Origin of the sequence: Pseudoalteromonas sp. CNC9-20 (assembly GCF_022347875.1) — a bacterium.
Lineage (GTDB): Bacteria > Pseudomonadota > Gammaproteobacteria > Enterobacterales > Alteromonadaceae > Pseudoalteromonas > Pseudoalteromonas ruthenica.
On the sequence record NZ_JAKRFS010000002.1, the window covers coordinates 280,464 to 307,120 of the forward strand.

General features: G+C 47.8%; 25 protein-coding genes. 8 read left to right on the forward strand and 17 right to left on the reverse strand.

Translation table 11 applies throughout. The annotated features are described in order from the left end of the window. Position 1 precedes the first annotated feature (1 nt). The 7 genes from MHM89_RS04860 to MHM89_RS04890 form a co-directional block, all read right to left on the reverse strand. Positions 2-427: a nuclear transport factor 2 family protein gene (locus MHM89_RS04860; protein WP_239408238.1), complete on the reverse strand. Its 426-nt coding sequence runs from the start codon at positions 425-427 to the stop codon at positions 2-4. Beyond that, positions 420-1,805 carry a deoxyribodipyrimidine photo-lyase gene (gene phrB / locus MHM89_RS04865; RefSeq protein WP_239408239.1) on the reverse strand — a complete coding sequence of 462 codons (1,386 nt, stop codon included), beginning with the start codon at positions 1,803-1,805 and terminating at the stop codon, positions 420-422. The genes MHM89_RS04860 and phrB overlap by 8 nt, the downstream gene beginning before the upstream one ends. Further along, on the reverse strand, positions 1,806-2,756 hold the full coding sequence (locus tag MHM89_RS04870) for a DUF523 and DUF1722 domain-containing protein (protein WP_239408240.1): 951 nt from the start codon (positions 2,754-2,756) through the stop codon (positions 1,806-1,808). Continuing rightward, positions 2,756-3,427 (reverse strand): ChrR family anti-sigma-E factor, encoded by a 672-nt coding sequence (locus MHM89_RS04875; RefSeq protein ID WP_022946806.1) that lies wholly within the window; start codon positions 3,425-3,427, stop codon positions 2,756-2,758. The genes MHM89_RS04870 and MHM89_RS04875 overlap by 1 nt, the downstream gene beginning before the upstream one ends. Continuing rightward, positions 3,420-3,983, reverse strand: a complete 564-nt coding sequence (locus MHM89_RS04880) for a sigma-70 family RNA polymerase sigma factor (RefSeq protein ID WP_045980206.1) — start codon at positions 3,981-3,983, stop codon at positions 3,420-3,422. The genes MHM89_RS04875 and MHM89_RS04880 overlap by 8 nt, the downstream gene beginning before the upstream one ends. 150 nt (positions 3,984-4,133) lie before the next feature. After that, positions 4,134-4,697, reverse strand: coding sequence for an LON peptidase substrate-binding domain-containing protein (locus MHM89_RS04885; RefSeq protein WP_239408241.1), 564 nt, complete (start codon positions 4,695-4,697; stop codon positions 4,134-4,136). Between the two features lie 190 nt (positions 4,698-4,887). Next, entirely contained in the window at positions 4,888-5,139 is a 252-nt protein-coding gene (locus tag MHM89_RS04890) for a hypothetical protein (protein WP_022946802.1), read from the reverse strand. A 298-nt stretch (positions 5,140-5,437) separates the two neighbouring features. Between MHM89_RS04890 and MHM89_RS04895 the strand changes: the two genes are divergently transcribed. Then, positions 5,438-6,064, forward strand: coding sequence for a hemolysin III family protein (locus MHM89_RS04895; RefSeq protein ID WP_026111382.1), 627 nt, complete (start codon positions 5,438-5,440; stop codon positions 6,062-6,064). A gap of 23 nt (positions 6,065-6,087) precedes the next feature. Here MHM89_RS04895 and MHM89_RS04900 read toward each other — a convergent pair whose 3' ends face one another. Together MHM89_RS04900 and MHM89_RS04905 are read right to left on the reverse strand one after the other, a co-directional pair. After that, complete coding sequence (locus MHM89_RS04900) at positions 6,088-6,390, reverse strand: MGMT family protein (protein ID WP_138548267.1); 303 nt, start codon at positions 6,388-6,390, stop codon at positions 6,088-6,090. After that, positions 6,383-7,267, reverse strand: coding sequence for a LysR family transcriptional regulator (locus MHM89_RS04905; RefSeq protein ID WP_045979956.1), 885 nt, complete (start codon positions 7,265-7,267; stop codon positions 6,383-6,385). The genes MHM89_RS04900 and MHM89_RS04905 overlap by 8 nt, the downstream gene beginning before the upstream one ends. Positions 7,268-7,391: 124 nt before the next feature. Here MHM89_RS04905 and MHM89_RS04910 point away from each other — a divergent pair, with 124 nt between their 5' ends. Both MHM89_RS04910 and MHM89_RS04915 read left to right on the forward strand, forming a co-directional pair. Further along, entirely contained in the window at positions 7,392-8,471 is a 1,080-nt protein-coding gene (locus tag MHM89_RS04910; protein WP_151174181.1) for an efflux RND transporter periplasmic adaptor subunit, read from the forward strand. Further along, the gene (locus MHM89_RS04915) at positions 8,472-11,543 is read left to right on the forward strand and encodes an efflux RND transporter permease subunit (protein ID WP_239408242.1); all 3,072 of its coding nucleotides are present in this window, start codon (positions 8,472-8,474) and stop codon (positions 11,541-11,543) included. 43 nt (positions 11,544-11,586) lie between these two features. Here MHM89_RS04915 and MHM89_RS04920 read toward each other — a convergent pair whose 3' ends face one another. The 4 genes from MHM89_RS04920 to MHM89_RS18890 form a co-directional block, all read right to left on the reverse strand. Then, complete coding sequence (locus MHM89_RS04920; protein WP_239408243.1) at positions 11,587-12,174, reverse strand: GDSL-type esterase/lipase family protein; 588 nt, start codon at positions 12,172-12,174, stop codon at positions 11,587-11,589. Then, positions 12,171-13,055, reverse strand: coding sequence for a 23S rRNA pseudouridine(2604) synthase RluF (gene rluF / locus MHM89_RS04925; RefSeq protein ID WP_239408244.1), 885 nt, complete (start codon positions 13,053-13,055; stop codon positions 12,171-12,173). The genes MHM89_RS04920 and rluF overlap by 4 nt, the downstream gene beginning before the upstream one ends. A gap of 63 nt (positions 13,056-13,118) precedes the next feature. Then, the gene (locus MHM89_RS04930; protein WP_239384550.1) at positions 13,119-14,198 is read right to left on the reverse strand and encodes an ABC transporter substrate-binding protein; all 1,080 of its coding nucleotides are present in this window, start codon (positions 14,196-14,198) and stop codon (positions 13,119-13,121) included. 44 nt (positions 14,199-14,242) lie between these two features. Beyond that, positions 14,243-15,406 (reverse strand): DUF418 domain-containing protein, encoded by a 1,164-nt coding sequence (locus tag MHM89_RS18890; RefSeq protein WP_239408245.1) that lies wholly within the window; start codon positions 15,404-15,406, stop codon positions 14,243-14,245. Between the two features lie 86 nt (positions 15,407-15,492). Here MHM89_RS18890 and MHM89_RS04940 point away from each other — a divergent pair, with 86 nt between their 5' ends. Continuing rightward, a complete protein-coding gene (locus MHM89_RS04940) occupies positions 15,493-16,035 on the forward strand; it encodes a prepilin-type N-terminal cleavage/methylation domain-containing protein (protein WP_239408246.1) in 543 nt (180 codons plus the stop codon). 16 nt (positions 16,036-16,051) lie between these two features. Here MHM89_RS04940 and MHM89_RS04945 read toward each other — a convergent pair whose 3' ends face one another. Further along, the gene (locus tag MHM89_RS04945; RefSeq protein WP_022946791.1) at positions 16,052-17,263 is read right to left on the reverse strand and encodes an HDOD domain-containing protein; all 1,212 of its coding nucleotides are present in this window, start codon (positions 17,261-17,263) and stop codon (positions 16,052-16,054) included. A gap of 359 nt (positions 17,264-17,622) precedes the next feature. Between MHM89_RS04945 and MHM89_RS04950 the strand changes: the two genes are divergently transcribed. The 3 genes from MHM89_RS04950 to MHM89_RS04960 all read left to right on the forward strand — a co-directional run bounded on the left by MHM89_RS04950 (position 17,623) and on the right by MHM89_RS04960 (position 21,762). Continuing rightward, positions 17,623-19,785: a M3 family metallopeptidase gene (locus MHM89_RS04950; RefSeq protein ID WP_239408247.1), complete on the forward strand. Its 2,163-nt coding sequence runs from the start codon at positions 17,623-17,625 to the stop codon at positions 19,783-19,785. 132 nt (positions 19,786-19,917) lie between these two features. Further along, on the forward strand, positions 19,918-20,838 hold the full coding sequence (locus MHM89_RS04955) for a hypothetical protein (protein ID WP_239408248.1): 921 nt from the start codon (positions 19,918-19,920) through the stop codon (positions 20,836-20,838). Positions 20,839-20,892: 54 nt separating this feature from the next. Beyond that, a complete protein-coding gene (locus tag MHM89_RS04960) occupies positions 20,893-21,762 on the forward strand; it encodes a mechanosensitive ion channel domain-containing protein (protein WP_045979947.1) in 870 nt (289 codons plus the stop codon). Between the two features lie 28 nt (positions 21,763-21,790). Here the strand turns inward: MHM89_RS04960 and MHM89_RS04965 are convergent, their stop codons facing one another. From MHM89_RS04965 to MHM89_RS04975, 3 genes are all read right to left on the reverse strand, one after another. Further along, the gene (locus tag MHM89_RS04965; protein ID WP_130146470.1) at positions 21,791-22,351 is read right to left on the reverse strand and encodes a hypothetical protein; all 561 of its coding nucleotides are present in this window, start codon (positions 22,349-22,351) and stop codon (positions 21,791-21,793) included. Positions 22,352-22,362: 11 nt separating this feature from the next. Next, positions 22,363-24,678, reverse strand: coding sequence for a S8 family serine peptidase (locus MHM89_RS04970; protein ID WP_239408249.1), 2,316 nt, complete (start codon positions 24,676-24,678; stop codon positions 22,363-22,365). Positions 24,679-24,855: 177 nt separating this feature from the next. Continuing rightward, positions 24,856-25,284: an Lrp/AsnC family transcriptional regulator gene (locus MHM89_RS04975; RefSeq protein WP_022946785.1), complete on the reverse strand. Its 429-nt coding sequence runs from the start codon at positions 25,282-25,284 to the stop codon at positions 24,856-24,858. A 162-nt stretch (positions 25,285-25,446) separates the two neighbouring features. Here MHM89_RS04975 and MHM89_RS04980 point away from each other — a divergent pair, with 162 nt between their 5' ends. Then, positions 25,447-26,652, forward strand: coding sequence for an aspartate aminotransferase family protein (locus tag MHM89_RS04980; protein WP_045979944.1), 1,206 nt, complete (start codon positions 25,447-25,449; stop codon positions 26,650-26,652). Positions 26,653-26,657 lie beyond the last annotated feature (5 nt).

Below are 26,657 nucleotides of genomic sequence, written 5' to 3' on the forward strand. Positions count from 1 at the left end.
CCTAACTCCCTGCTTTGTTGTCAACGAGCTTGATTACTTTGCCAAGCAAAGGGATATGTCGGTATAACATAGCGCCTACATCAAAGTAATCGCGATGGTGGATGACTTTACCTTGTTCAAATTGCAAAAAGCTGTGCCCTGCAACCGAGACCTCATTGCCACCATTTAACTTGGGGTGTGAAAAGCGCATGGTCCAATACAAGAATGCATGATTATCAAAAGCAAATTGTTGGCTAATATCAAATGTGCAGTGATTAACATTGGCATACATGTTGGCGAAATATCGCCTTAGTTGTTGCAACCCTTTAACTTCATGAAGGGGATCTTGGAAATGAATGGCTTCGCCATAAACTTCATGCAGCAAGTCTAGGTTATGCTTATCCAAACGCTGATAAACTGACACAAATTGCTCGAGCGCGTTATTCATCGTCCACCTTAAATCGTGCTAAGGCACGTTCGCGTGCCGCTTTATGATCAACTATCGCTGGCCAATACCTGTTGCTTTGAGTTGCTGCTAGATATTGGTGCGGAAAGTGGATCTGCTTAGCAGGCACTTTTTCTAACTCTGGTAGGTACTTACGGATGAATTCGCCATCTGGATCAAAACGTTCACTTTGCGTTATCGGGTTAAAAATACGAAAGTAAGGCTGCGCGTCACAGCCGGTGCTTGCCGCCCATTGCCATCCACCATTGTTTGACGCCAAGTCACCATCAATCAGGTGACGCATAAAAAACTGCTCACCAGCGCGCCAATCGATGAGTAAATGCTTGGTCAGAAAGCTTGCCACCACCATACGTAGGCGATTGTGCATCCAACCTGTTTGCACTAATTGTCGCATTGCTGCATCCACCAGAGGGTAACCCGTTCTTCCTTCGCACCAAGCGTTAAAATCTTTATCGCTTTCACGCCATTTCACGGCGTCGTACTTGGCGTTAAAGTTAGCGTGTTTGCATAAACGCGGATAAGCAACAATAAGATGGCGATAAAATTCTCGCCAAATCAGTTCGTTGACCCAACTAAAGAGGTAACTTTTTGCGCTTTGCAAAATATCAGGGTGGCGCTGCTGTACGTTAACGAGCAGTTGTTTAACGCTGATTATTCCGAGTGCCAAGTATGGGCTCAACCCGGAGGTGCCTTTGTTCGCTGGAAAGTCTCGCTGCTGTTCATAAGTGGTGAGCTTATCGTCAATAAAGCGCTCAACAATCGCGCTTAGTGAGTCATCGTCAACCGGCCATTTTTGCGATTCACCGTCACTTTGCAAACAACGAGGCGTCTGCCACTTTATCGCGTTATGTAACGACGGCCATGACGGCAATGAAAAGTGGCTTTGCTCATACTGCTTTAGCCATTGACGCTTAAATGGGGTAAACACGCGAAACATGTCACCGCTTTTTGTACACACCGAGCCTGGCGGGGCAATTACATCGCCATCAAACCAATGAAACTCAAGAGCTAATTGCGCACATTGGCTGTCACGCTGGCGTTCATTCACTTCATATTCGCGGTTGGCATATACATGCTTGACGCTCAAGCTGTTACATAACCCTTGTAACGATGCGGGTATGTCACTAAATTTATCAACATCCAATACGTGCAAGCGAATACCGTGCTCACTCAGGCGCTGACCCAAATAATCGACACGTCGCAGCATGAGATCCCGTTGAATGGGCGCCATGTCGTGCCGTTGCCACTGTTTCTCGCAGACAAAGAAAACGGCGTCTTTTGCGCCGTTGTTTAATGCTTCAATTAAAGCTTCGTTTGCATAAAGGCGCAAGTCGCGCCGAAACCAGAACAATGAACTCATTTAAATACCATACCTCAGCTTTAAATCGTTTGGGTGGGGATTAAAGTAGACTTGTTGCGCTAAATAAGGATTTGGATGCACCGTAAGGTGGTGACGCAATAATGTTAGCGGCACATATAAAGGCACAAGCCCCTGGCGGTAGTCTTCGATTGCCGCACGTAATTCTTGCTTTTCCTCTTTACCGAGGTGCTGTTTGAAATACCCCTGCAAGTGCATCAAGGTATTAGTATGTGCTTTGCGCGACGCAGGCTTTTTCAACGCATTCATTAAGCCAAGGATATACTCATCGGCAATAGCTTCGATGTCATCCCCTTCGATACCGCCGAGCAACCGCCCTAAATCACGGTAGGCTTGATAGTTGTGACTCATCAATAGGTATTTATGCAAAGAGTGAAAAGTAGTCAACCGATGAGCGCTTAATCCTGACTCACGCAGCTTGCGCCAGCTATGATAAACATAAACCCGCATAACAAAGTTTTCGCGCAGGTGCATGTCATTGAGTCGGCCATTTTCCTCACAAGGGAGTAGCGGATTAGCCTTCATTATTTCGGCGCTAAAAAAGCCTACACCCTCTGATGTATTGCCCGTCCCTGCTTCATTAAAGACTTTGACTCGTTCCATGCCACAGCTAGGACTTTTAGCACAGAATATAAACCCATCGAGGTGTTGGCCCTGATTCTGTGCCACCTGCTGTCCGTAGTTTTTAAGGTCGTTGCCAACCTCGCCACTGCCATCAGGGCGACACACGGTTATCACGTCGTCTTTTCGCACTTGGCGAATGGTCGGCCTAGGAATGGGTAAACCAATTGCCACTTCTGGACAAAAAGGCACATACTGCACGTGCTTTGCCAGCTCATCCATGCAAAAGTTAGAGCGCTTGTGCCCAGAGTCAAAGCGAACTTTTTCGCCGGTAAGACACGCGCTAATACCTATTTTCAACGATTTATCCATTAATATATAAGCTCGCCAATGGGGTTCAGCAATTTACTCAAGCCTTTATTGAAGTGTAGTGCACTATTGACTACTGCCAAGCACAAACACCCCTGTTCGGTGTAAGGAGTATGGTCGTGCTTATGATCAAGCCATATAAAATCGCCCGGTTGATACTCTCCTTCTTCGTCGGTAAAGGTGCCATCAAGCAATAGCGTCAACTCAAAACCTGTGTGCGTATGCTCGGGAATAGTCCCCCCTGGAGCAATGTACAATAGGCTAGTGCGGATACTGCCCTCATCAAGCTCCAGCCGCGAACGCGCGAGCTTGCCGGCCTGAACAAATCTCGACATGCCCACATGACTCAATGCACGTGGTAACGTGATGTTTCTATCACCAACGGATATTTGCTTTGCGCTTTGAATGGCAAAATCATCGACGTCTGTATCTGCAGTAATATCACTGAGCATGGCGCTCATCTGCGCATCAAGCAACTCTTGTGACCCGGTGAGCTCTTCACCGGCGTCATCTGTAAACGTTTGTTCACCAATGCGCTGCTCTAATGCTGCGACGGTGTCGCAACAGTCATCGCAAAGCTCAAGGTGAGCTGAAATTGCCACGCTCAGCGAAGCTGGCAATGCGCCAAGCACATGTTGTTCTAACAACTGTGTGTTCGGGTGAAATTTAATCATGCTCTGCTCCCAGATGATTTCTTAGCTTTGAGAGCGCCAATCTTAGCCGCGACTTTACGGTTCCAACTGGTACGCCTAACTGCTTCGCAAGTTGCTCTTGCGACATTTCTTGAAAGTACACTCCCTTAACCACCTCCTGCTGGGCGATGGGAAGCTTGTCTATATGCTGCTGCAAGAGTTGACTCTGTAGATGATCGCCAAACACTTCTTGCTCTTCTTCATGATGCTGCACCAACGGCCAGATATCTTCGCTTAGGGTATCTTCTTTATTGCTGCGCATTTTGCGCAGCGCATCGAAAGATGCATTACGCATTACGGTATAAACCCAAGTCGTCGCCGCGCCTTTACTCGGATGGTAAAGGTGAGCTTTACGCCAAACTGACGTCATGGTGTCTTGCACCAGCTCCATCGCCGACGCTTCGTTGTTGTATTGCTTAATGCCAAAGCGTTTTATCTTTGGTGCGAAATAAGAAAACAGCGTTGCGAATGCGCTTCTGTCCCGATGCTCTGCGACGCGCACTAACGCATCTGACAAATGCTCAGTTTCACTGCCCATGTTTCTTCCTTTGCTTTGATTGCCACCGCTTGGTGCAATACTTTGCTGCGGAGACTTGTTACACGGCTTGTCTAACACGCTTTGCAATCCCATTGGCTGCCTCAGTAATGCTTTTATTTGTGAGATTTACGCAAGGAGTGGCGCGATAGATCATCGCTCGCTGAAATTAATTACAGTATGGAGGAAGTCGAGCAGTTGTTCAAAGTTGTGATCACGGATTATTAACTTTTTTTGATTATAATCAACAGGTAATATCTCTAACCAGCGATAGGCAACCCACTTGGCATCGTCGTAGTTAGGGCAATCATATAGGCATTTGAGCTCTGGGTTATTGTCTAACACCCATTTTAACGCCTGCGCCAAATCGGTAAGTTCAACCTCAGGCACCGTCGCAGTCTCTATTTCAGTGGGGTGGGTACAATAGCGTAAGCCGTTATCGAGGTAGGTTATGTTATCTATGCGCATCAGGCTTTCACCTTGCACAGTGATCAACAACTGGCCTGTCGGGTCTTGGTCAAAATCGATAATTTTAACTAGGCAACCAAATTCGCTTGTCTGGTCGTCATTTTCCTTGGCTAATGGGGTGATAACAAAGCCGCGTTGTTCGCGCAGACACTCTTTTACCATGTGAATGTATCGCTGCTCGAAAATTTTGAGCTTGGTCACGCCCTGCGGCAACAACACCAGCGGCAGAGGGAACACGGCATACTTCATAATAATCCTAGGACGGTGAGTAGTGCGTATACTACGTCATGTCTGTTAATGCCGATCAGATAGCCAATGAAATAGTTAGGGTGAGGACAACTACTCTCCCCACCAACCGAAATTACGGCAGACACTAATGCCTAGGTAGGTACCAAACAAACTTGCTACGGGTAGCAGCATAAGCCCTAGTAAGGCAAAATTAAGCGTCATCACCCTGCTCCTTCGCATTCGTTTTATCAGACGCTTTATCTGATGCCTGGCGCTGCTCGGAAAATAACGTCTGAGTTGCATCACGTAGTGCCTGTTTCTGTGACTGGATGAGCGATGAATACGCTTCGTTTGCAGCAGAGCGAACAGCCTGTTCAATTTCTTGAGTGAGAGAGTTCGCATTTGCCATTGAACTTACAAATAAAGCGGAAGTCAGAATTGTTGCCTTGGTTAACGTTTTCATGATGATGTTCCTGTTGTTAAGGTATTGTTTAATTAGTCGCATCATCTATTACAAAGGTTGTGCCAGAACCAACAAATTTTTTAACCCCTTGTAATAACTGGACTTTTATTTTACAACAGGCGAAGTACTAAATTAGCCATATAAAATAAAAACTATTTCTTAGCTTTTTTCACACTGCAATTAGCGATTTAAACCAACCGAGTTTTTGTTCCGAATTAACACTTTTATTTGGGTGTACATGTGTACGCTGAACAGTTATAGTTGGTTCGTCGAAGCAAGTAATAATGAGTTAAAACAGATGCAAGTAAGTGGTTATTCCCCGTTTGAAGAAAAGTTAAACTGGTTAAGCCATGGTCTTGGTGCCTTACTCGCTATTGTGGCCTTGGTTGCTATGGTGCTCGTCAGCGAATCCATAACCGCTGTGGTAGCGACCAGCGTATACGGTGCCAGCCTCATTTTAATGTTCGTCAGTTCAACCCTTTACCACGCCAGTGTAAGTGACAAGGCCAAACGCGTCCTGAAAAAGCTTGATCACAGTGCCATCTACCTATTAATTGCCGGTACGTACACGCCCTTTTTATTACTTGCGCTAGGCGGATACTGGGCCTGGATAGGCATGTTTGCTATTTGGGGGTTGGCTTTATTTGGCGTGATATTCAAATTAACTGCAAAAATCCCGCGACCGAGAATTTCTTTGGCCACCTATTTGGTGATGGGGTGGATAGCACTTGCGTTTATCTATCCACTTTATCTTGCACTGCCCGGTGGCGCGATGTGGTTGTTGGTATTGGGTGGGGTATTATTCAGTGTGGGTACCTTATTTTACAGCGCCAAACATCGCCATCTCAGCCATGCCATCTGGCATCTATTCGTGCTGGTTGCCTGTACCTGCCACTTTTTGGCCATTTACCTATACATTATTTAGTTGCCAATAACACACACTCGCTGTTAGATATGCCAAGCGAAACAGCGCATATTGACCTTCCCGTCGATTACAAGCACGCCTTCGCCAAGCAGTGCTTGTTGTTGTCGTGTGAACCCATCACTGCCTTGCGCAAACGATATTTTGCCTTGGCTGTTTACCACCCGATGCCAAGGCAAGCGAGAGTCAGAGGGTAAGTTTTTCAGGGTATGGCCCACATAGCGGGCATAGCCAGGTAAGCCAGCTCGTTTGGCCACTTCACCATAACTGCATACCTTACCCTTAGGAATGGCAGCGACCACTTGATAAATCATCGCGGCTTTATCCATGGGCTATATCCTGCAACTTTGCCCACACATGTCGAGCTACCGGGCCGTGATGACGGGAATGTCGGCGAAACGCACGAATCTGCGCACGGAACGCGTGCTCCCTATCGCTCAGATGAATCACTTGCAGTTGCCCGGTCGCTATTTCTTGTTGACACAAATCGAGACACATTAAGGCCCAGCCCGCCCCTGCAAGCAACATGGAGCGCAGCGCGAATATATCGTCGAGTTTCATCATCGCCGCTTGATTTAAAAACGGCATCCGCCCACTTTCGAAATGCAGATCACTTTCAAACATCGCCACACAGGGGTAACTTTGAAGCTCTCGGTAACTTATCTGAGTTTGTTGAATAAGCTCCGGTGAAGCCACAACACCCACTTCAATGTCTCCAAGCGGCAAACTTTCTAAGTCGCCGGTAGCGTGAAAAATATCAAACCAGGGGCCAATCCCTAAATCACTTTTACCGCTATTAACTTGCTCTAGCGCGGTGAATCGCCGACCACTGTCAATCTCAAACTCGGTGTGAGCAAAGGCATGATAGCAATCGCGCAGCAAAATACTGAGCTCTTCGCCAACACACACTTGCTCGTAGCTGATGCGAAACTTTGGCTCATTACCGTTGGCGAGCTCGCTGGAGAACTCACTCAATTCGTCCATATCGCGCAGCACATATTGAGCACGCCGACAAAACGCCTGGCCTTGTTCAGTGAGTGAAAATCGATAACCTTCACGATTGACCACAGCAAAACCGACGCTCTGCTCTATTTTCTTGACCATCATCGTCAGCGCCGGCTGAGTTTTATGTAAACGCTTTGCCGCCTCACTGAGCGAGCGACACTGAGATAACACATCAAGTACTTTTAGCCATTCCAGCTTCATAACATTACCTTATGAAGTTATAAGTAATTTATAATTTTTATTTTAGTCTACGGCAAAGTAAGCTAACGCACCAGCGTGCTCTTATACTGGCATACATACACACTATTCACAGGGAGTCTCATTCATGTCTCGCAGTCTATTCGTATTAGTCTTGCTCGCGATGATTTCACTAACGGGGTGCTCACAAGAGCAACCCAAAACCGATAAAAAGCCACCCATCAGGCCGGTTAAACTCTTTACCGTGGGTCACGCTGATGAAAAGGTTATGCGTAGCTTTCCTGCTGAAGTAGTCGCCCACCAAGGCTCCTACTTAGCCTTTCGTGTCAATGGAGAACTCATAGAATTTCCCGTGTTAGCGGGTCAGGAAGTGGAAAAAGGTGAGCTACTCGCTAAGCTCGACCCTGAAGATTTCCAGCTACAGTATGAAGAGCGCAAGGCCCGTTATGACCTGGCTCAGTCGCAGCTAAAGCGCGTAAAAACACTTTATGAGCGTAACATTGCCAGCCAAGCAGAACTCGATGAGGCAGTCGCCAACGCCCGAGTTGCCGAATCGGCATTCAATATTGCTAAAACTAACTTAGACAACTCAGAGTTAAGGGCGCCTTTCGCCGGTACCGTTGCCAAAGTATTCGTTAAGAATTTTGAAAACATTCAGGCAAAGCAAAATATTTTGCGCTTAGAAACCCGAGATTTAATGGACGTAGTTATCCAAGTACCCGAGAAGTTGGTGGCCCGCGTCAACAAGGATACCTTGTATCAACCCACGGTGATCTTTGACGGCTATCCAGATAAGGCCTATACGCTCACCATCAAAGAATACGACACCCAAGCCGACCCTGCTACGCTCACCTACAAGGTGGTATTTTCATTACCCGTGCCCGAAGATTTTAACTTGTTAGCGGGGATGAGCGGCCATGTGTATATTGATATCAGTAAAATAACCGGAAATGCCGAGTCATGGCATAAAATTCCGGTGGAAGCGGTCTTTTCTGACTCGCAGCAAGGCCTAGCGAACAACAGCTATGTATGGATTTATAAGGATAACGCCGTGCATAAACGCCAGGTCGAGGTGGGGCAAATGCACCGAGACGGACTAGAGATACGCTCAGGCCTAAATAGCGGCGAGCAAGTGGTGGCCGCAGGCGTACACTATCTCAAAGAAGGGATGCAGGTGCGCCCGTGGCAAAAAGAGCGAGGCCTATAAATGAATCTTGCTGCATTTGCCATTGAACGCAAAGTTATTAGTTGGATGTTTGCGCTGTTCCTGCTCATTGGGGGAACGGTCTCTTACTTTTCTCTCGGACAGTTAGAAGACCCAGAGTTTACTCTGAAAAAAGCCATGGTGATTACCCTCTACCCTGGGGCCTCACCGCAGCAGGTAGAAGAAGAAGTAACATACCCAATCGAAAATGCGATTCAAGAATTGCCCTACGTCGACTATGTCACCTCCATTTCCTCTAACGGCAAAAGCCAGATTACGGTGGAGATGAAAAGCACCTATCGCAAAGAGGACCTAAGGCAAATTTGGGATGAACTACGCCGCAAAATTAATGATGTTTCGGCATCTATGCCGCCAGGGGTGTACCCCAGTCAAGTCATTGATGACTTCGGCGATGTGTATGGTGTTACCCTTGCAGTGACCGGTGATGGCTACTCCTATGATGAGCTTAAAGACTATGTTGATTTTCTCAAGCGAGAATTGGTGCTGGTCGATGGCGTTGGCAAAGTCACCGTAGCCGGCGAGCAGCAAAGCCAAGTGATTGTCGAGGTGTCGACCCATAAGCTCGCGCAACTGGGGCTCAGTCCTGAGCGCATATTTTCCCTGTTGCAAGCGCAAAACACCGTTTCTAATGCCGGTCGCGTCATGGTCGATGGCGAGTCTATTCGCCTGCATCCCACTGGCGAGTTTGACAATGTTGTTGAACTTGAACATGTGCTTATTTCTAAGCCCGGTGCCAGCGAGCTCATCTACCTCGGCGATGTCGCCAAGGTCTATCGCGAGTATGCTGAAGTACCCTCGCATATGGTGCGCTACAACCAACAACAGGCATTATTAATTGGTCTTTCTTTTGCCAGCAACGTCAATGTCGTAGACGTTGGTCAACGTATCGATGCCCATTTAGCGGAGCTGGAGTATCAGCGCCCCCATGGCATGGAAGTCGCCGCCATTTACAACCAACCGCAAGAAGTCGACAAGTCGGTGTCCAGTTTTATTATCAGCCTGGTCGAAGCGGTGGCCATTGTTATCGTGGTGTTGCTGCTGTTTATGGGGGTTAAAAGCGGTATTTTAATTGGTGGTATTTTGCTGCTCACCGTGCTCGGCACCTTTATCTTTATGGTGCTCTTTGATATCAACCTACAACGCGTCTCCCTTGGGGCGTTGATCATCGCACTAGGGATGTTGGTGGATAATGCCATTGTGATCACCGAAGGCATTCTTATTAATATGAAGCGTGGGCAAAGCAAACTAAAGGCAGCTGTCAATATCGTTAACCAAACCAAATGGCCCTTGCTTGGGGCTACGGTTATTGCCATTACCGCCTTTGCCCCCATTGGCCTGAGCTCGGATGCCAGTGGTGAATTTGCCGGCAGCTTATTTTGGGTGTTGATGATCTCGCTATTACTGAGCTGGATCACCGCCATCACCCTTACGCCGTTCTTTGCTGATGTGATGTTCCGCACTCCAAAGAACAAAAACCAAGCCCAAGCAGGCGATGAAGATCCCTACCAAGGGTTTTTATTTAGTGGCTATAAGTTTATCTTGCGCCATGCCATGCATTACGGCAAAACCACTATCGTATTAATGCTGATCCTTTTAGTCGGCGCGGTGGTGGGCTTTAAATCGGTCAAACAGTCGTTCTTCCCCGCCTCTAACACGCCCATGTTTTACATAGATTATTGGCATTATCAGGGCGCTGATATTCGCACCACCAGCAAAGGTATCGCCAAACTCGAGCAGTTCTTACTCGAGCAGGAGTTGGTTGAGGAGGTCACCGCCACCATAGGTCAAGGGGCCCCGCGCTTTATGCTCACTTATGCGCCAGAAAAACAATACCCTGCTTATGGTCAGCTCATTGTTCGGGTAAAGGACCGAGAAGCTGTATTGGCCATGATAGCTAAGGTGCGTGACTACGAGCGCAATCATATTGTTGATGCCAAGCTAAAGCTCAAACGCATGGAAATCGGGCCATCGACCGATGCCAAAATCGAAGCACGCTTTTCTGGCCCCGACCCTGTGGTGCTAAGACAGCTGGCTGAGCAAGCGAAGCAAATTCTCGCCAGTGACGCCGGAGCCTTTCACATTCGCGATGATTGGCGCCACCGCACAAAGCTCATCCGCCCACAGCTCAATGAGCAAAAAGCCCGCCGTTTGGGAATAAGTAAAACGGATTTAGACGAGTTGCTGCTCACCAGTGTGTCGGGTAAGAAAGTGGGACTCTATCGTGATGGCACCCAGTTGTTGCCAATCATTGCCCGCTCTCCAGAAGACGAGCGTTTAAACGTTGAATCACTGCGCGACTTGCAAATCTACAGTCCAGTATTAGGCGTGTTTGTGCCAGTGACGCAAGTGGTGGATGACTTCACCGTACGCTGGGAAGACCCCCTCATCATGCGTCGCGACCGTAAGCGCACCATTACCGTGATGGCGGATCATGATTTACTTGGCGATGAAACCCCTGCGAAGTTGTTCGCCCGTGTACGTGGCGATATCGAAGCCATTCCCCTGCCCCGTGGCTATGAACTGCAATGGGGTGGCGAGTTTGAGTCTGCCAACAAAGCACGCTCAGCCATTTTTGGCTCGCTACCGCTGGGTTATCTAGCGATGTTCGCGGTCACCGTGTTGCTGTTTAACTCAGTGCGTAAACCGCTGGTGATCTGGGCCACGGTGCCTTTGGCCATCGTCGGTGTCAGCGCTGGCTTGCTGGCCATGGGCGCATCCTTTGGCTTTATGTCACTGCTGGGGCTATTGAGCCTCTCAGGCATGTTAATTAAAAACGGTATCGTGCTGTTGGATCAAATCAATATCGAGTTAGCTGCAGGTAAAGACCCTTACGAGGCGGTATTTGACTCTGGCGTTTCCAGGGTTAGGCCGGTTTCCATGGCGGCTATCACCACAATTTTAGGGATGATCCCGCTGCTATTCGATGTGTTCTTTAAGTCCATGGCGGTGACCATTATGTTTGGTCTCGGCTTTGCCACCATACTCACGCTGGTTGTGGTCCCGGTGCTTTATTGTAAGTTCTTTGCCATACACAGCCACCGTCGCAACGGATAATACCAGCAGTCATTAAAAAGCCAGCTTAAGCTGGCTTTTTTTGTTAGCGTTCAACCTCTATTACATCGGCTATGGCTAACGCAAGGCGTCGATAGCCTTGGTCATTAAGATGAATAGCGTCAGATTTAAAACGGTTATCGCCTAGTAATTCAGACAGTATATCTGCCACCAGCACCACCTGATACTGCTCGCTTAATTGTTGATATAGCGGCGCGTCAGACAAAAACAAAGACTTGGTCGGCACCGCCACAAGGATCACTGCAATCCCTTTACTTTGCGCATGCGTTATCATCGCGCCTAGGTTCGCTTTTGTTTGCCCGCTATCTTGGTTACGCAAAAAATCGTTTCCGCCTTCAAGTAACACCACCGCCTGAACCTGGTGCGTGTCGAGTGCACGTTTAAAGCGCTCAAGGCCCTGCGCTGTTTGCTCGCCAGAGACACCACTGGCTATCACTTCCAGCCCTGTTAGCTGAGCGAGTTGCTGGGGATAGGTGCTGTTTTTTGCACCCACTGACACGGTTAAGCTATCACCGAACGCTAAAATAGAATCGCCAGCATGCAAGGTCACTTTGTCTGATTGCGAGCAACCGGTTATAAAAACAAGCAGCACAAGGCCAATACAGCGCATCATTTCTTTAACCTCAATGTTCCTTTCACCCGCTTGTTTGCCTTACTTTTTGGCTTGTGTACAGGCGCTGTGCGAGCTCGAGGTACGGCTTTGCGCTTTTGTTGTGCAGTCTTCGGTGTATTGGAATGTTGCTCAGAGGGCACACTGTGCTCAGTTTTAGAATGCTCTTCGGTTTTACCAGAGTCCGCTATTAGATCATTAATAGTGGCCATTTCTGCATCACTTAAATGGCGCCATTGGCCACTTTTCAGCCCGGCTAATGTCACATTCATGATGCGCGTGCGCTTGAGCGTAACTACTTCATAGCCAAGATACTCGCACATGCGACGAATTTGCCTGTTCAGGCCTTGAGTCAGTATGATGCGAAAGCTATCCGGCCCGGTTTGCTCAACCTTACACTTCTTGGTAATAGTGCCAAGAATGGGAATACCCGCGCTCATACGCTCAACAAAGCGCCGATTTAGGGGCTTATCAACCCGCACTTCGTACTCTTTTTCGTGGTTATTCCCCGAGCGCAATATCTTGTTGACGATATCGCCCTCGTTAGTGAGGAAGATAAGCCCTTCGGAGGGCCTATCTAAACGGCCAATAGGGAAAATACGCTCGGGATAATTAATCGCTCGCACAATATTACTTTTTATTTTCTTTTCAGTGGTGCAAGTAATACCCGTTGGCTTGTTGTAGGCGATATAGACACGTTTAGGCTTAGTTTTAAGCGCTTTACCATCAATGTGAATGGTGTCGGCATCAGTCACTTTGTCGCCCATTTGTGGCGCATGACCATTTACGCTGACTCGCCCCGCACTGATCAGCGCATCCGCCTCACGGCGCGAGCAAAATCCGGTTTCACTTATGTATTTATTAAGGCGCGTAGGTTGACTCATAGTTCTACTTGTTGCTTCTTTTTCACCTGCGCATTGTAAAGCAGTTACCAACAAAAATCAGAATTAAAAGTGTTGATTGAGGATACTTTGCACATCGAAGGGGTACTCATCAAGTGTGCTGTTATGGGTTCTTGTGTAGCTTTTAAAATCAATTTGCTGCCAATTATCGGGGTCCACCAAAGGGAGGATGCGCTTGACGTTTCCTTGATGCGCGATTGCCAGTTTAAAGCGCACTTCTTGAGTGCTACTTTTTGACACTGAAAAGCGGTGATCATAGGCTTTGACCAAAGCCCAAGCCCCCATCAAAAAGTGTCCACCCACCGACGCCGTTTGCCTACCATCGGCTATAGCGCTCAAGGAGTCGGCCAGCCAATCAAAACCACCGATAAACATATCTTTATTGACCACTTTGCCATGTTGCTGAGCTTGTTGTGCAGCCGCCAGCGCCATGGCGTCCGAGGCGCACCAGATGATACTTAACTCAGGATAGCGCCGTAATAGTTTGGCCGTTTGTTGACGGGCAACTTCTTGCTGCCAACGACCATGCACGACTTGCACTAGTTGTCCTTGGTGGTCTGCTAAAAAGTCGCGCAATCCATTCACACGCAGGTTTGTTTCTCCTCCGTAGTGCCCCCCTATCGCCGCCACCAGCGGTGACTCTATGCCTTGCTCAACGGCTTTATTGTGCAAAAAAGAAGCGAGTTGCTGCCCAGCGTGCTGGTTGTCATGGGACAGCTCCGCCAACCAATAATGGAAACGCTCACCAGGCTTTTGCACAAGCTCCCGCTCTTGTTGGGACAGTGTCTCTTCCAACGTGACAAAATAAACCTCGTGCTGCTCCAATAACTGCATAGACTGACCACTGCCGCCGGGGTAATTGATAAGCACCGCATAATCCGGCGCAGGATGAGTGGCTAAATACCGGGCGATGGCTCGATGCTGAAACTCTCGATGACCGTCGCCATAAACAATGTCTAAATTGATGTCCAAGTCCCCGGCAGCTTGCACCGCAAAAGTCTCTACTTTATGCCAAAAAGGGTCGCCCGCTGTAGATGGGTTAACAAACAGCACCCGCATTGCGCCATGTGCGCTAAAGCAAGATGACACATAAAGGATGGCAAATAAGATAACATGGTTTTTCACAGGGACTCCTTGGCTAGCGCTTAGTATAGTTTATGTTGATGGTATTAGCGCCATCGCTCTACCGCTTTGCGCCAAGCCCATTCTACGGGGCCTTGAGTAAAGATGCGCAGATACGCGTTCGCACCAAGCAATTGCACAATGATAATGGCAAAGGCCAATAGCGCGTAATGCGCTAGCGCAAAGTTTTGTGCGATATACAATCCAAAGTAATGGGTAATGACCAGCATCAATGCGCTTTGTGCCAGATAACAACTGAGCGATAAGCGCCCAACATTCGCAAGCAGCCTAACCCCTACACCCATACGTAGGCGTCTACGACTGAGCCAATGCAAAGCAATCACCGCCGTGATTGTGCCACTAATGGAGTTCGCAATAAGGCTTAGCGTTGCCGTAAAGCTATTACCATAGCTAAGATGAATGCCGCTGAGCAGTAAGCAGAGCAACAATCCAGCTCCTACAGACAGCTTCACTTGATGTGACCAAGGCGATGATAAAAAACCACTGCGCCATGTCGCTGCAATCAACATCATCGCCCCTAACTCCAGCCACAACACAGAAAACAGGGATACCAAGGTCATCAGCAGCATATTGATAGCGTTGCTTGAGCGCGTAGTTAAAAAGTGAAAGTTGTCTTGATTGAGATACCCTTGGTATTGCTCGTCGTCATAGGTGAGTGCAGGTTCAATGTATAACCCACTTAAGGTCAATAGCACTGCACTTCCAACAACAATAAACAGTATGCCTTGACGCAGCTGCTGTTTCGCGGGTGAATCTAACATCGTCACTAACAACAGCCCGGCAAGGGCATACCCAAGTAAGATATCCCCCGCCCACAATAGCATCCCATGCACCAGACCAATGACCGCTAAGCAATAGAGTCTGACGCGCAAATAGTGCATAGGTTCGTCGCGCGAGTCCGTGGCACGGCGCTGCCACTGGACAATTAACCCCACCACAAAGAGCGCCACAAACAGTCCCCGAAAGCGCCCATCAAGCAGCAGAACCTGTATGCCATAGAGCAGCGAGTCGGCTAAATGGGTACCGGGCGGTGCGATGTAACCATAATCGAAATAAATGAAAAAAGGGGCATTCAAGAACAACAAACCAAGGATGGCTAGCCCACGCAACGCATCAATTTCAGTGCGGCGCGCATCGGTGATTAATTGCCGATAATACCCTTGTTCGGCGAACAAACTGGCCTTAGACACTCCCCCTCCACGATACAAATAGCGCTGACATTGTCGATAAAAAACATTACCATAGCACGGTTGTATTTGTACGCGGTATCAGTTTCATGCATTCCTTCATCTGTTGTTCCCCCTCTAATAAGCACCGCTTGCAAAAGGGTTTTACCTTGATTGAACTCATCATCGTGATAGTTATTCTGGCGGTGTTGAGTATTACCGTGTTACCGCGATTTTTAAATTTACAAAATGATGCGCGCATAGCCGTACTAACCAATGCGCAAACCAGTATCGAACAGGCGAATACACTGATACAGATGAAGGCGCAGATGCCTAGTTACCGAGCCACTGGGGTGGCCGGGCGCAATGACCTGATTGATGTTGACTTAAACCGAGACGGTGTCATTGACCTCAGCGACGACAGCCCAGATGTGAGGTTGAAATGGTTTTTCTTAGATAACACCGATGTCGTCAAGCGGGTGGAATTTAGCGACACCTTGGTATTTGAAGAACAAGGCATCGATTTTACCTATATTGGCTATGACTTTGATGACGACGGCGCGGTGCAAGATGACCAGTGCTATGTGCTTTACACACAAGCGCAATCTGCCGATCAGCCACCTACTTATGCACGCCAAACAACAGGATGCTAAGCGCTATCGACGCGCTTTACAAATCATCGAACATTTGCGACCAGGTAATGGCCGATTGGTGTAAATTGGGCAACCCCTCATCACTGATGTTAAGCGGTACACAGGCTCTTTGCATCGCCCACCAACTACCAGACTCGTACGCTTTTACCAGCTCGAGCAGATAAAACAAGGTGTTGTTTTCCCCATTTAGCGCATTGGCAATATCATCGGGGAAAGGCAATTGTTCTACAATGCTTTGCATGGGCCTATCGAGCATGGCATCAATGAGTGAAAAGAGCCCCACAAGGAACGCGCTGCTACTGAGGTGGGGGAAATAACGCTTTGCTAATAGCTCACAGAAGCGCGCGCGAATTGACGACATCTTGGTCAGCTCAAGCGGTTTTTCGTGGGCGATATGGGCGGTCACTATCAGTGACACAAAACGCCGCACCCGCAGCTCGCCAAGATACACCAAAGCTTGCTTAATGGAGTCCATACGCTCTTTAAGCGGAAACAGCCCAGAATTGATAAAGCGTAATAATTTGTAAGCTAAGGCGGTGTCTTGAGAAAACACCTCGCTGAGTTTATTGAGATTAATATTGGGCTTGAGGGTCATGCTGTAAATCATCATGATCAATGCCGAACGAGCAACACAATCGCGCTGTTTAACCATTTGCGGGCGAGCAAAATAATAGCCCTGAAAAAAATCAAAACCCCGTGCTTTGGCTTGCTCGTATTGCTCTTGCGTTTCTACTTTTTCCGCTAGGTACTTTATATTTGGATACTTTTTTAACACTGCAAGGGTTTGGTCTATTTCCTCAAAGCTGCTGTGCATAAGGTCAAACTTAATAAGCCGCACTAGCTTTAGAAACTTTTCCCATTGTGGGTGGTATTGAAAATCATCGAGCGCCAAACGAAAGCCACGGTGAAACAACTCTCGACATAACTGATAGTGCTCTTCACTGGGCTCAACAGTCTCGAGTATCTCAATCACCACTTTATCGGTAGGAAGAAACTCCCCTAAACGGGCATGTAGCGATTGCTCACCAAAATTGATCAGTGCTTTTCGCCCACCGGTGAGAAATGATAAACCTTGATTGAGCTGATTGTCATAGATCAGTTTGGCTGTCGCGGTTTTATCCTCGACATTCGGGAAGCGGTTATCTTCACCATCGCGAAACAACAACTCATAAGCAACCACCTTCTGTTGCTTGTTAAATACTGCTTGGCGCGCTACAAAAACGTCCAACCCTGCTCTCCTCGGCTACCAAATTCGCACTCAATCTTCACTACGACGCAAGTATACCCACCGCAAAAAACTTCACAATCGAACAAAAGCATAGGGTTGGAGAAGAATTTAACGCTTTACCTGGGTGTTAAGCATGGCTGAAGATGAAAAAAACACCAACAAATCGACGAAAAAGCGCAGAATTAAGGCCAAGTTACTTGTTGTCAGCACACTTTGCCAGTAATGTTACAGCCTATCAAAATGAAAGAGCCCCACCCTTCTTTTCATGATTACACAGTGCAAGTCACTGCATTCTCCCGGGGACGTGGCTTGCTCATGCGATAACTGACAACAATAACTTCCTGATAATGGAGTAAGCAATGCGTTTATCTATGATTGCCGCAGCGATTGCTGCGACTACCCTAGTTACAGGCTGTAGCGAGCAACCTGCTAACAACGAACAAAACCAAGCTCAAACCGAACAAGTAGCCAAGACCACCACTGACGCTGTACAAGAAAATCTCTTTTTAAGCCCTAGCCCATTGCAATATATGGCGCCCGAATTTGATAAGATTGATACCAGTTTATATGAGCCGGCATTTGATGCGGGGATTGAAGAGCAACGTGTTGAGATTGAAGCTATCGCTAACAATTCTGAAGCGCCTACTTTTGAAAACACCTTGGTTGCAATGGAACAATCCGGCGCCATTTTGGACCGTGTACGCGCCACTTTCAACAATCTCTCTGGTCTTATCTCAAATGATGAATATCAGCGTATCGATGCCAAAATGGCGCCGGTATTGGCCGAGCACCGTGACAATATTTATCTAAACAAGGCCCTTTTTGACCGTGTCGCTGCTGTTTATGACAACAAAGACACGCTGAATAAAGAAGACCAACGCCTTGTTGAATATTACTATAAACGCTTTGTGCGTGCGGGTGCGAAGCTCGACGAAAGCCAAAAGCAACGTATGCGCGAGATTAACTCTGAGCTCTCTAAACTCAGCACTGAGTTTTCGCAAAATATCTTAAAGTCATTCAAACAAGACACCATCTTAGTCACAGACAAAGCGCAATTAGCGGGTTTAGCTGAAGATGAAATTGCCAGCTTAAAGGCAGCTGCACAAAAAGCAGGCAAAGACGGCTACATGATCACCTTGGTCAACACCACCCGTCAGCCCATTCTTTCAAGCCTCGAAAATCGTGAGCTACGTGAAAAAGTGTGGCGCACGTCATCACAGCGCGCGCAACAAACCAATGGCCCAATTGCTATTAAAGAAGCGCAGCTTCGAGCAGAAAAAGCCGCTTTGCTTGGTTTTGAATCATGGGCACATTACCAGCTAGACGATCGCATGGCGAAAACGCCGGATGCAGTGTTTACTATGCTTGATGATCTTGCCCCGAAAGCGGTCGCTAAAGCTAAATCTGAAGCTGAACTCATTCAAGCAGCAATCAAAAAAGACGGTAAAGACTTTGAGCTTAAGCCTTGGGATTGGGCTTATTACGGAGCGAAGGTGCGCGCCGAGCTATATGACATTGATGCAAGCTTAGTAAAGCCTTATTTCGAAATGAATACCGTTATTAACGACGGCCTGTTCTTCGCCATGAACAAGCTTTACGGCATTACCATGAAAGAGCGCAATGACTTGCCAACCTACCACGAAGACGTGTTTGTATGGGAAGTGTTCAATGAAGATGGCAGCTCAATTGGCCTATTCTACCTTGACCCTTATGCTCGCGAAGGTAAGCGTGGCGGCGCGTGGATGAGTGCCTATGTATCGCAAAACCACCTTAAAGGGACCAAGCCTGTTATTTATAACGCGCAGAACATTCCCAAGCCAGCTGAAGGTCAGCCAACACTGATGACCTTCTCTGAAGTAACGACTATGTTCCACGAGTTTGGTCATGCCATTCACGGTCTGTTCTCCGATGTAAAATACCCATCGCTTGCCGGTACGGCCACTGCCCGTGACTTCGTTGAATTCCCATCTCAGGCTAACGAGGACTGGAACATTGAGCCGAGCGTACTCGCTAACTATGCTAAGCACTACAAAACTGGCGAGCCTATCCCTCAAGAGCTGCTAGATAAGTTATTGAAGTCGCATACCTTTAACCAAGGTTTTGATACCACTGAATACCTAGCCGCAGCGTTGCTGGATATGGAATGGCACTCTATTGCACCGGGTACCAAGGTTGAAGACTTTGCCCAGTTTGAGCAAAATGCGCTTGAGAAACACGGCATTGATTACTACCCAGTGCCGCCGCGTTATAAAACCTGCTACTTTAGCCACATCTTTGCTGGCGGTTACAGCGCGGGCTACTACGCCTACCTTTGGACAGAAGTGTTTGCAGCGGACTCGTTCGCACATATGCAAAACGAAGGTGGCTTGACCCGTGAAAACGGTGATCACTATCGTAAAGAAGTACTCTCGCGTGGTAACAGCCGTGATTTAATGCAAAGCTACATTGAATTCCGTGGTCAAAAGCCGACCACCGACGCATTACTTAAACGCCGTGGTCTCGTGGAAGACAGCAAAGAGTAAATAAACGCTTTATAAGCACATCATAACGCGGCCCTTGTGCCGCGTTTTTTATTGAAAAATTCATACTCAGGTACAGGCATCCCTACTGTGGCCCTGCTATAATGCCCAGCGTTTTTCCACACCATTCAGATTATGATAAAAAAAACGCTTATTACCCTTATTTCCCTCGGTGCAATCGCCCTTGGCGGCGCCGCTATCTGGTTGAGTTATCAGCTATATCAGAACAAGTTTGCCACCCTAGATCCACAACTTAAAGAGGTGTCGGGGATTGAGTTTGATAAACGTGGTCGCTTGTGGGCCATTAACGACAGTGGCGATGGCCCATTTCTCTACCAGGTCGATGACAAAGGCAAAGTGCAACGACGCGTGCAAGTGGTCAATGCCAAGAACATTGATTGGGAAGACATGACCCAAAACGAATTTGGCCATTTCTTTTTAGGCGACTTTGGTAACAACGATAATCTGCGCCGCTGGCTAACAATTTATAAAATAGAAAACCCCATTGATATTAAATCTGATGAAACCAACGCAGAGATCATTAAATTCACCTACAAAGAATTGTGGGATCAGCCGCTTACGCCTGAACGTAAGAACTTTGATTTAGAAGCCTTTGTTGAGTATCGACACCAACTGTATTTATTTACCAAAAATAGAACTCAACCATTTGATGGTAAAACGAACTTGTACCGTATTGGCAATCACGCGGGTAATTATGAGGCGCAATTTATCGCCTCATTTCAAACCTGTACCACCGCCGAAAAGTTATGTTGGGTGACATCGGCAGCCATGAGCCCAGATAGAAAAAAGCTGGTATTGCTAGACTCCACCCATTTATGGCTGTTCGAGAACTGGCAAGGCGATAATTTTTTCTCCGGCACCATAGACAAGATCAATCTCGGTTTGGTAACACAAAAAGAAGCCGTCACGTTTTACGACAATGACACCCTGGTTATCACCGATGAGGAATTTAATGGGATTGGCCGCAATGTCTATGTTATAAAATTAACACAACAACAAAGAGAACGTGTCAGCGATGGTTCCAAAGCCTTGTAGTATAGCGCCTCACTGACCACCTATTTAAGGAGTAATAGGGTGCTAGATAGTCCTATGCTAAAACAAATTACCGAATCCTTGGATACCGTTATATTCAGCTACGGCGGCTCCGCGTTTACCCTAGCGACCTTGATTCAGATCCCACTTATCATCGCCGGCGTGTGGCTCGTTGTGCGCTATATCGGTCGGCTTATCCATCGCCGTATTATACAAAAGCGAATGGGGCCAGATGCGGCGCTTTTATTCAAACGTATCTATTTGGTGCTGTGCATCATTATTATCATCTTTACCACCCTTGAAGTGCTTAATATTCCGCTCACCGCATTCGCATTTGTCTCCGGGGCCGTGGCGATTGGCGTCGGTTTTGGCGCACAGAATATCATTAACAACTTTATCAGTGGTTGGATCCTCATCGGTGAGCGCCCAATCCGTATCGGCGACTTTTTAGAGGTCGGTGATGCCAAGGGCGTTGTGGAAACGATTAACACCCGTTCGACCCGCATTCGCCGTAACGATGGCGTGCACCTACTGGTTCCTAACAGCCAGCTGCTAGAGAATACCGTAACCAATTGGACACTGATCGATACCATGGCGCGCACCTATGTTCGAGTTGGCGTGGCCTATGGCAGTGATGTGAATTTAGTGGCTCAGCTTATCACCGAAGTGCTAGAAGAGGTGCCTACCGTACTCAATAATCCACCCCATAGCGTTATTTTTGAAGATTTTGGCGACAGTGCGCTTATCTTCGATGCAGTCTTTTGGGTTAATGCGGAGGCCGAGTCCAACGTACGGAAAATAAAAAGCGATATCCGTTTTGGAATTTGCGCAAAATTTGCCGAGCATGATGTGGTTATCTCATTCCCACAGCGAGACGTGCATATTGATGGTGAGTTGCATATTCGCCAACAAAAAAGCCCCAACTAGTGGGGCTTTTTACTTCGCTTAAATGTGCTTAGAAAGCATCAACGACCTTGTGTAACACTTCTACTTTGCTGGCTTTAACCAAATCAGAAGCTTGTAACTGGTCATTAAGTTGCTGCAATTCTGTGGCCGTCGCTGGCTTAACCAAAACGGTGCCATTAGCAAACTGTTGAACCATTTGTAAGTCGAAGGTGTTAAGCACTGCGTCAATATCGCCCGCAGGGATGAGCACTAAGTTGCCGCTTACTGTAGCAAATTCACCACGTAGGGAGTGGCGCATTACATCGCCTTGCCACAGCCCCTCACGGTCACTGGCTACAGCGCCATCATTGGCTTGCACGTAGGCATTCGTGCCCTGCACGCTCACAGTTTTAGCCGGATCGGCTAAGTAAGCAGGTACGATACGGACATTGTCTACCTTTTCATACAGACCCACGCTGGCCTTTCGCTCTAACTTAGCGGCACTGATCGCAGGCACATCTTGAGTGCTTAGCTTATTATCTTGGTCCATAGTCGATTTTAGCGTTGTAGCATGAACTGGCGCCATAATCGCAGCGCTTAGCGCTATTGCAAGAGTTGTTAACTTATTCATTATTATGCTCCTTATTGACGACCAGTTACACGTAAACCCCATCCCTCGAGGACAGATTCTGCCTCGTTCGGGAAGACCACGCTGGTTTGACCGTTCATACTAAACGCAACTTGATTAGGCTGCGCCGTATCAACGACTTTCACAGTCCAGGTTCCTTTCGCACTCTCGCCATAGAAAGCGTTTGAGCGGAAATGCACCGTTGGCAAGTGAACATAACCTTGAGCAAAGTTGAAGTTGGCATCCAATGCTGGGTAAAGCTGCGCATGATGAGACGCAAGAACCACACTCTTAGTGCCACTTGGCGAAGTCACTTCGATAGCCAAGTCTGAACCCGCAGAGCTTTGAATCAGGCCCGGGATTTCTGGGTGACGGTAATCGGAGCGCATTTCTTCGTTAGCCACTGTGAAGCTAAACTGCATTGCTTCGATAGTATAGTCATCCGCCACTTCGATGCTGTGCGTTGCACCAGCCGCGTTATTATCTGGAACCACTAGGGCTAATGATGCATCATCATTTTGAACACCCGCTGAAAGCCAGTCTGATTGCAGACGCTCGCCTAAATCAACATCATAGTTCAGCGCCATTTTAACCGCTTCACCCGCATTCACACGGCCAAAGCCATAGAAGTTATTGAAGTGGTAACCTGCGGCGTTTTCTACCCAACCTTGGTGAGCGACAAACTCGCCGTTAGCCGTATTAAGCGTAACAGCGGCGTTATCAGCGTCAGTCATGCTCGCCGTTGTCGCCAAAATATGTTGAATGTCGCGAGCGCTTAAATCTGGGTTAGCTTCCATCAGTAGCGCAACCACACCCGCCGTGTTTGGCGCCGCAGATGAGGTACCGCTCATGGAGTTACTGTAGTGACAGCTTGGGTTCATTGGGTGACCCGGGAAGTCAAAGTTTTTATATCCTTCAAGGAACGACAGTGGCACACCCCATGCTCTCTCTAGGGCATCCATCATCGGCAGTCCCGACGCACCTTGCAAGCAGGTCATTTCGTCCGTGGTGACCATTGCTGGCTCCCAGCTGCCGTCTTCACCGGCAGGGGCCGCAATAAACATAGCACTACCGGCAATAGAATAGCTTGAACGCTCGCCATTGGCTTTCAGTGCCGCCACAGACACACTGTGTAAGCTACGGTTAGCCTGCGAAACGTTGAGATCAATACAGCTTAGGCCGATGTCATTAACACCTGAAGAACTACAGTAATTGCCGTTGTGACGGCCTTCTTCGAAGTCGTTACCCGCTGCGTTAATGCTTAAAGCACCTTTGCCATCGCGCAACACATCGCTGGCGTAGGCCATGTTTGCCTCTTCGAACGGGTCCTCTGGTAAGAACGCCGGTGGGTTATAGCCATAGCTACGGTTAAACACTACCTGCTCATGGTTTTGGATACCACTGGCAGGTAAGCCACTGATCAAGGCGCCCATGTGCGCGGCATTTTGGTTGGGAATATCCAGGTAGTTCATGGAGATAATTCCCGCATCAGGGGCCACACCACGACCACCCACACCATTGTGTGCTTTAGCCGCAATTAGACCCGCCACCGCAGTACCATGACGCGATGTTTTATCGCCGGTGATGGTCGGGTTAGTTGGATCGAGGGCGTCATCACGCAGGTTTAAAGAGCGGTGAGCAAGCACGTTATCAGCCAAATCTTCATGGCCAATTTCCACGCCTTGGTCGACCACGACGGCAATACTGCCTTTACCCGTGATCCCCAGTTTATACGCTTCCAATACATTCATGTCCGCACCGGCAGCGCGGCTAGAAACAAACGAATCCTCGAGTTGGGCGAAGTACGCTTCTTGGTCTTGCTCGGCGATGCCATTAAGCACAGCAAGCTGTTCTTTGAAGATATCACTTTGAGCAAAAGCGCGCTGCTCATTGTTGTGTAAGTGCCACTGCTGCGCTGCTAATGGGTCGCCAGTAACATCGCTGATAGTGATGCTGCCAGTCGACGTTTTACCATTGGCGGATACATCGTAATTGATAACAGCAGGCTGTCCTGATAAAGAGGTGTAGATAAACTCTTTGTCTTCGCCAAGTGCTAAAGTGCCGTGTGAGAACGTATAGATACCGTCTTCGGCCGCAACCACCTGGTCTTCGTCATAGAATGTCAGCGTGATAGCATCGCCATCTTGATCGTGAGCAATCAAGGTGCCGGTCATCGGCTGCCATTGTTTCACTCCCTCAAGACTGACTTCCCCAGCTTTCGGTGCAGTATCAACTACAGGTTGATCGTCGCTGTCGCTGCCACCACAACCACTTAATGCGATAAGCATTGCGCTGGTCAAGGCGCTTAATTTTATTTTATTGTTGTTCATTGACCTTCCTTCATTGTGAATGAAGGAACCGAATTTACGCAAATAGGAACATACACTCAATAGAGTATTTACATCTCTTTACAACTAAAGCATGAATTTGTCATATTTTGGTGTAAGAGTTCAAAAAGCCAGCACTTTAAGGTTATTTATTGAACCCCAAGGCAACATTTTCCTACATTAGCGCTTGAATTTTGTTTCTAAAATGACTGATGAATTGGTGCGCTCAACGCCATCTAGGTTGCCAATATCATCAAGCAAGTGACTAAGCTTTTCGAGATTTTGCGCTTGCACTACCGCGATCAAGTCAAACTCGCCACTAATGGCATATAAGTCGGTAATCGCATCTATGTGCTTGAGTTCAATGTTGGTTTTCGTGGTGAGCTTTTGTTTCACCTTAATCGACACATGGGCTGACACCATGGATGATAAATAGGCGTCACCATACTCGACACTGTAGCCTTTGATAACGCCACTTTCTTCTAGCTTTTGCATCCGGCTTTGTACCGTCGAACGAGATAAATCCAGTGCTCTGGCCAAGTCAGAAATACTGGCGCGAGCATTGGTGCGCAGCAAGGACAACAACTTTTCATCTTGTGCGTTAATCATTTTGCATGCCTTTTTCGTTAATTTGATGGCTATTATAATCAATTTTAACAATATGGCACTACAAATTGAACTCGATTAACGGCACCATAGCAGTAAGTTTTAATGAATCTATGCTTGGTGCAGCAATGACTCGGCCAAGCACAGTAAAAATAAAGGTGTGTCATGCAAGTAAATCGTGAACTATTTAATGAAGTAATGGTGCCAAACTACAACCCGTCAGCGGTTATTCCGGTAAAAGGGGAAGGCTCTCGCGTTTGGGACCAACAAGGTAATGAATTTATCGATTTCGCCGGTGGCATCGCGGTCAACTGCCTAGGTCATTGTCATCCAGCTCTGGTTACTGCATTGAAAGAACAAGGCAGTAAAATCTGGCACCTTGCCAACGTTATGACCAACGAACCGGCTCTGCGCTTAGCGAAAAAACTCACCGACGCAACCTTTGCCGATCAAGTATATTTTGCCAACTCTGGCGCTGAAGCCAATGAGGCGGCGTTAAAACTGGCTCGTCGTTGGGCGTTGGATAATTTCGGCGAAAAGAAAGCAAAAATCATCGCGTTTAACAAAGGCTTCCATGGCCGTACCTTCTTCACTGTTACCGTGGGTGGCCAAGCCGCTTACTCTGATGGCTTTGGGCCAAAACCGGGTGAGGTAGTTCACTGCGATTATAACGACCTCGAGACTTTTAAGTCGTTGATTGACGACGACACCTGTGCGGTGATGATGGAGCCATTGCAAGGTGAAGGTGGGATCATTGCCCCTGATATGGACTTTGTTAAAGGCGTGCGTGAACTGTGCGATAAGCATAACGCGTTACTTATTTTTGATGAAGTTCAAACCGGTGTTGGTCGTACTGGTGAGCTTTACGCCTACCAAGGCCTAGGCGTAACACCAGACATTCTTAGCTCAGCCAAAGCACTGGGCGGCGGCTTCCCTATTGGTGCCATGCTTACCACTAAAGAGATTGCCAAACACTTAAAACCGGGCACGCATGGTTCAACCTATGGCGGTAACCCACTGGCCTGTGCGGTCGCTGAAGCAGCATTTGACACGGTAAACACACAGCAAGTGCTAGAAGGGGTGAAAGTTCGTGAACAGCTATTCCGTGACGGTCTCAATGCTATCAATGAAAAGTACAACGTGTTCAGTGAAGTACGTGGTAAAGGCTTGTTATTAGGCGCGGTACTTAACGCCGACTACCAAGGCCGCGCCCGTGATTTCCTTAATGCGAGCGTTGAAAACGGCCTAATGAGCTTAGTCGCAGGCGCCGATGTAGTTCGCTTCACGCCATCGTTGGTGATCCCTGAAGCGGATATCAAAGAAGGGCTAGCGCGCTTCGAAAAAGCCGTTGCTTCGCTGGTTAACGCCTAGTAACC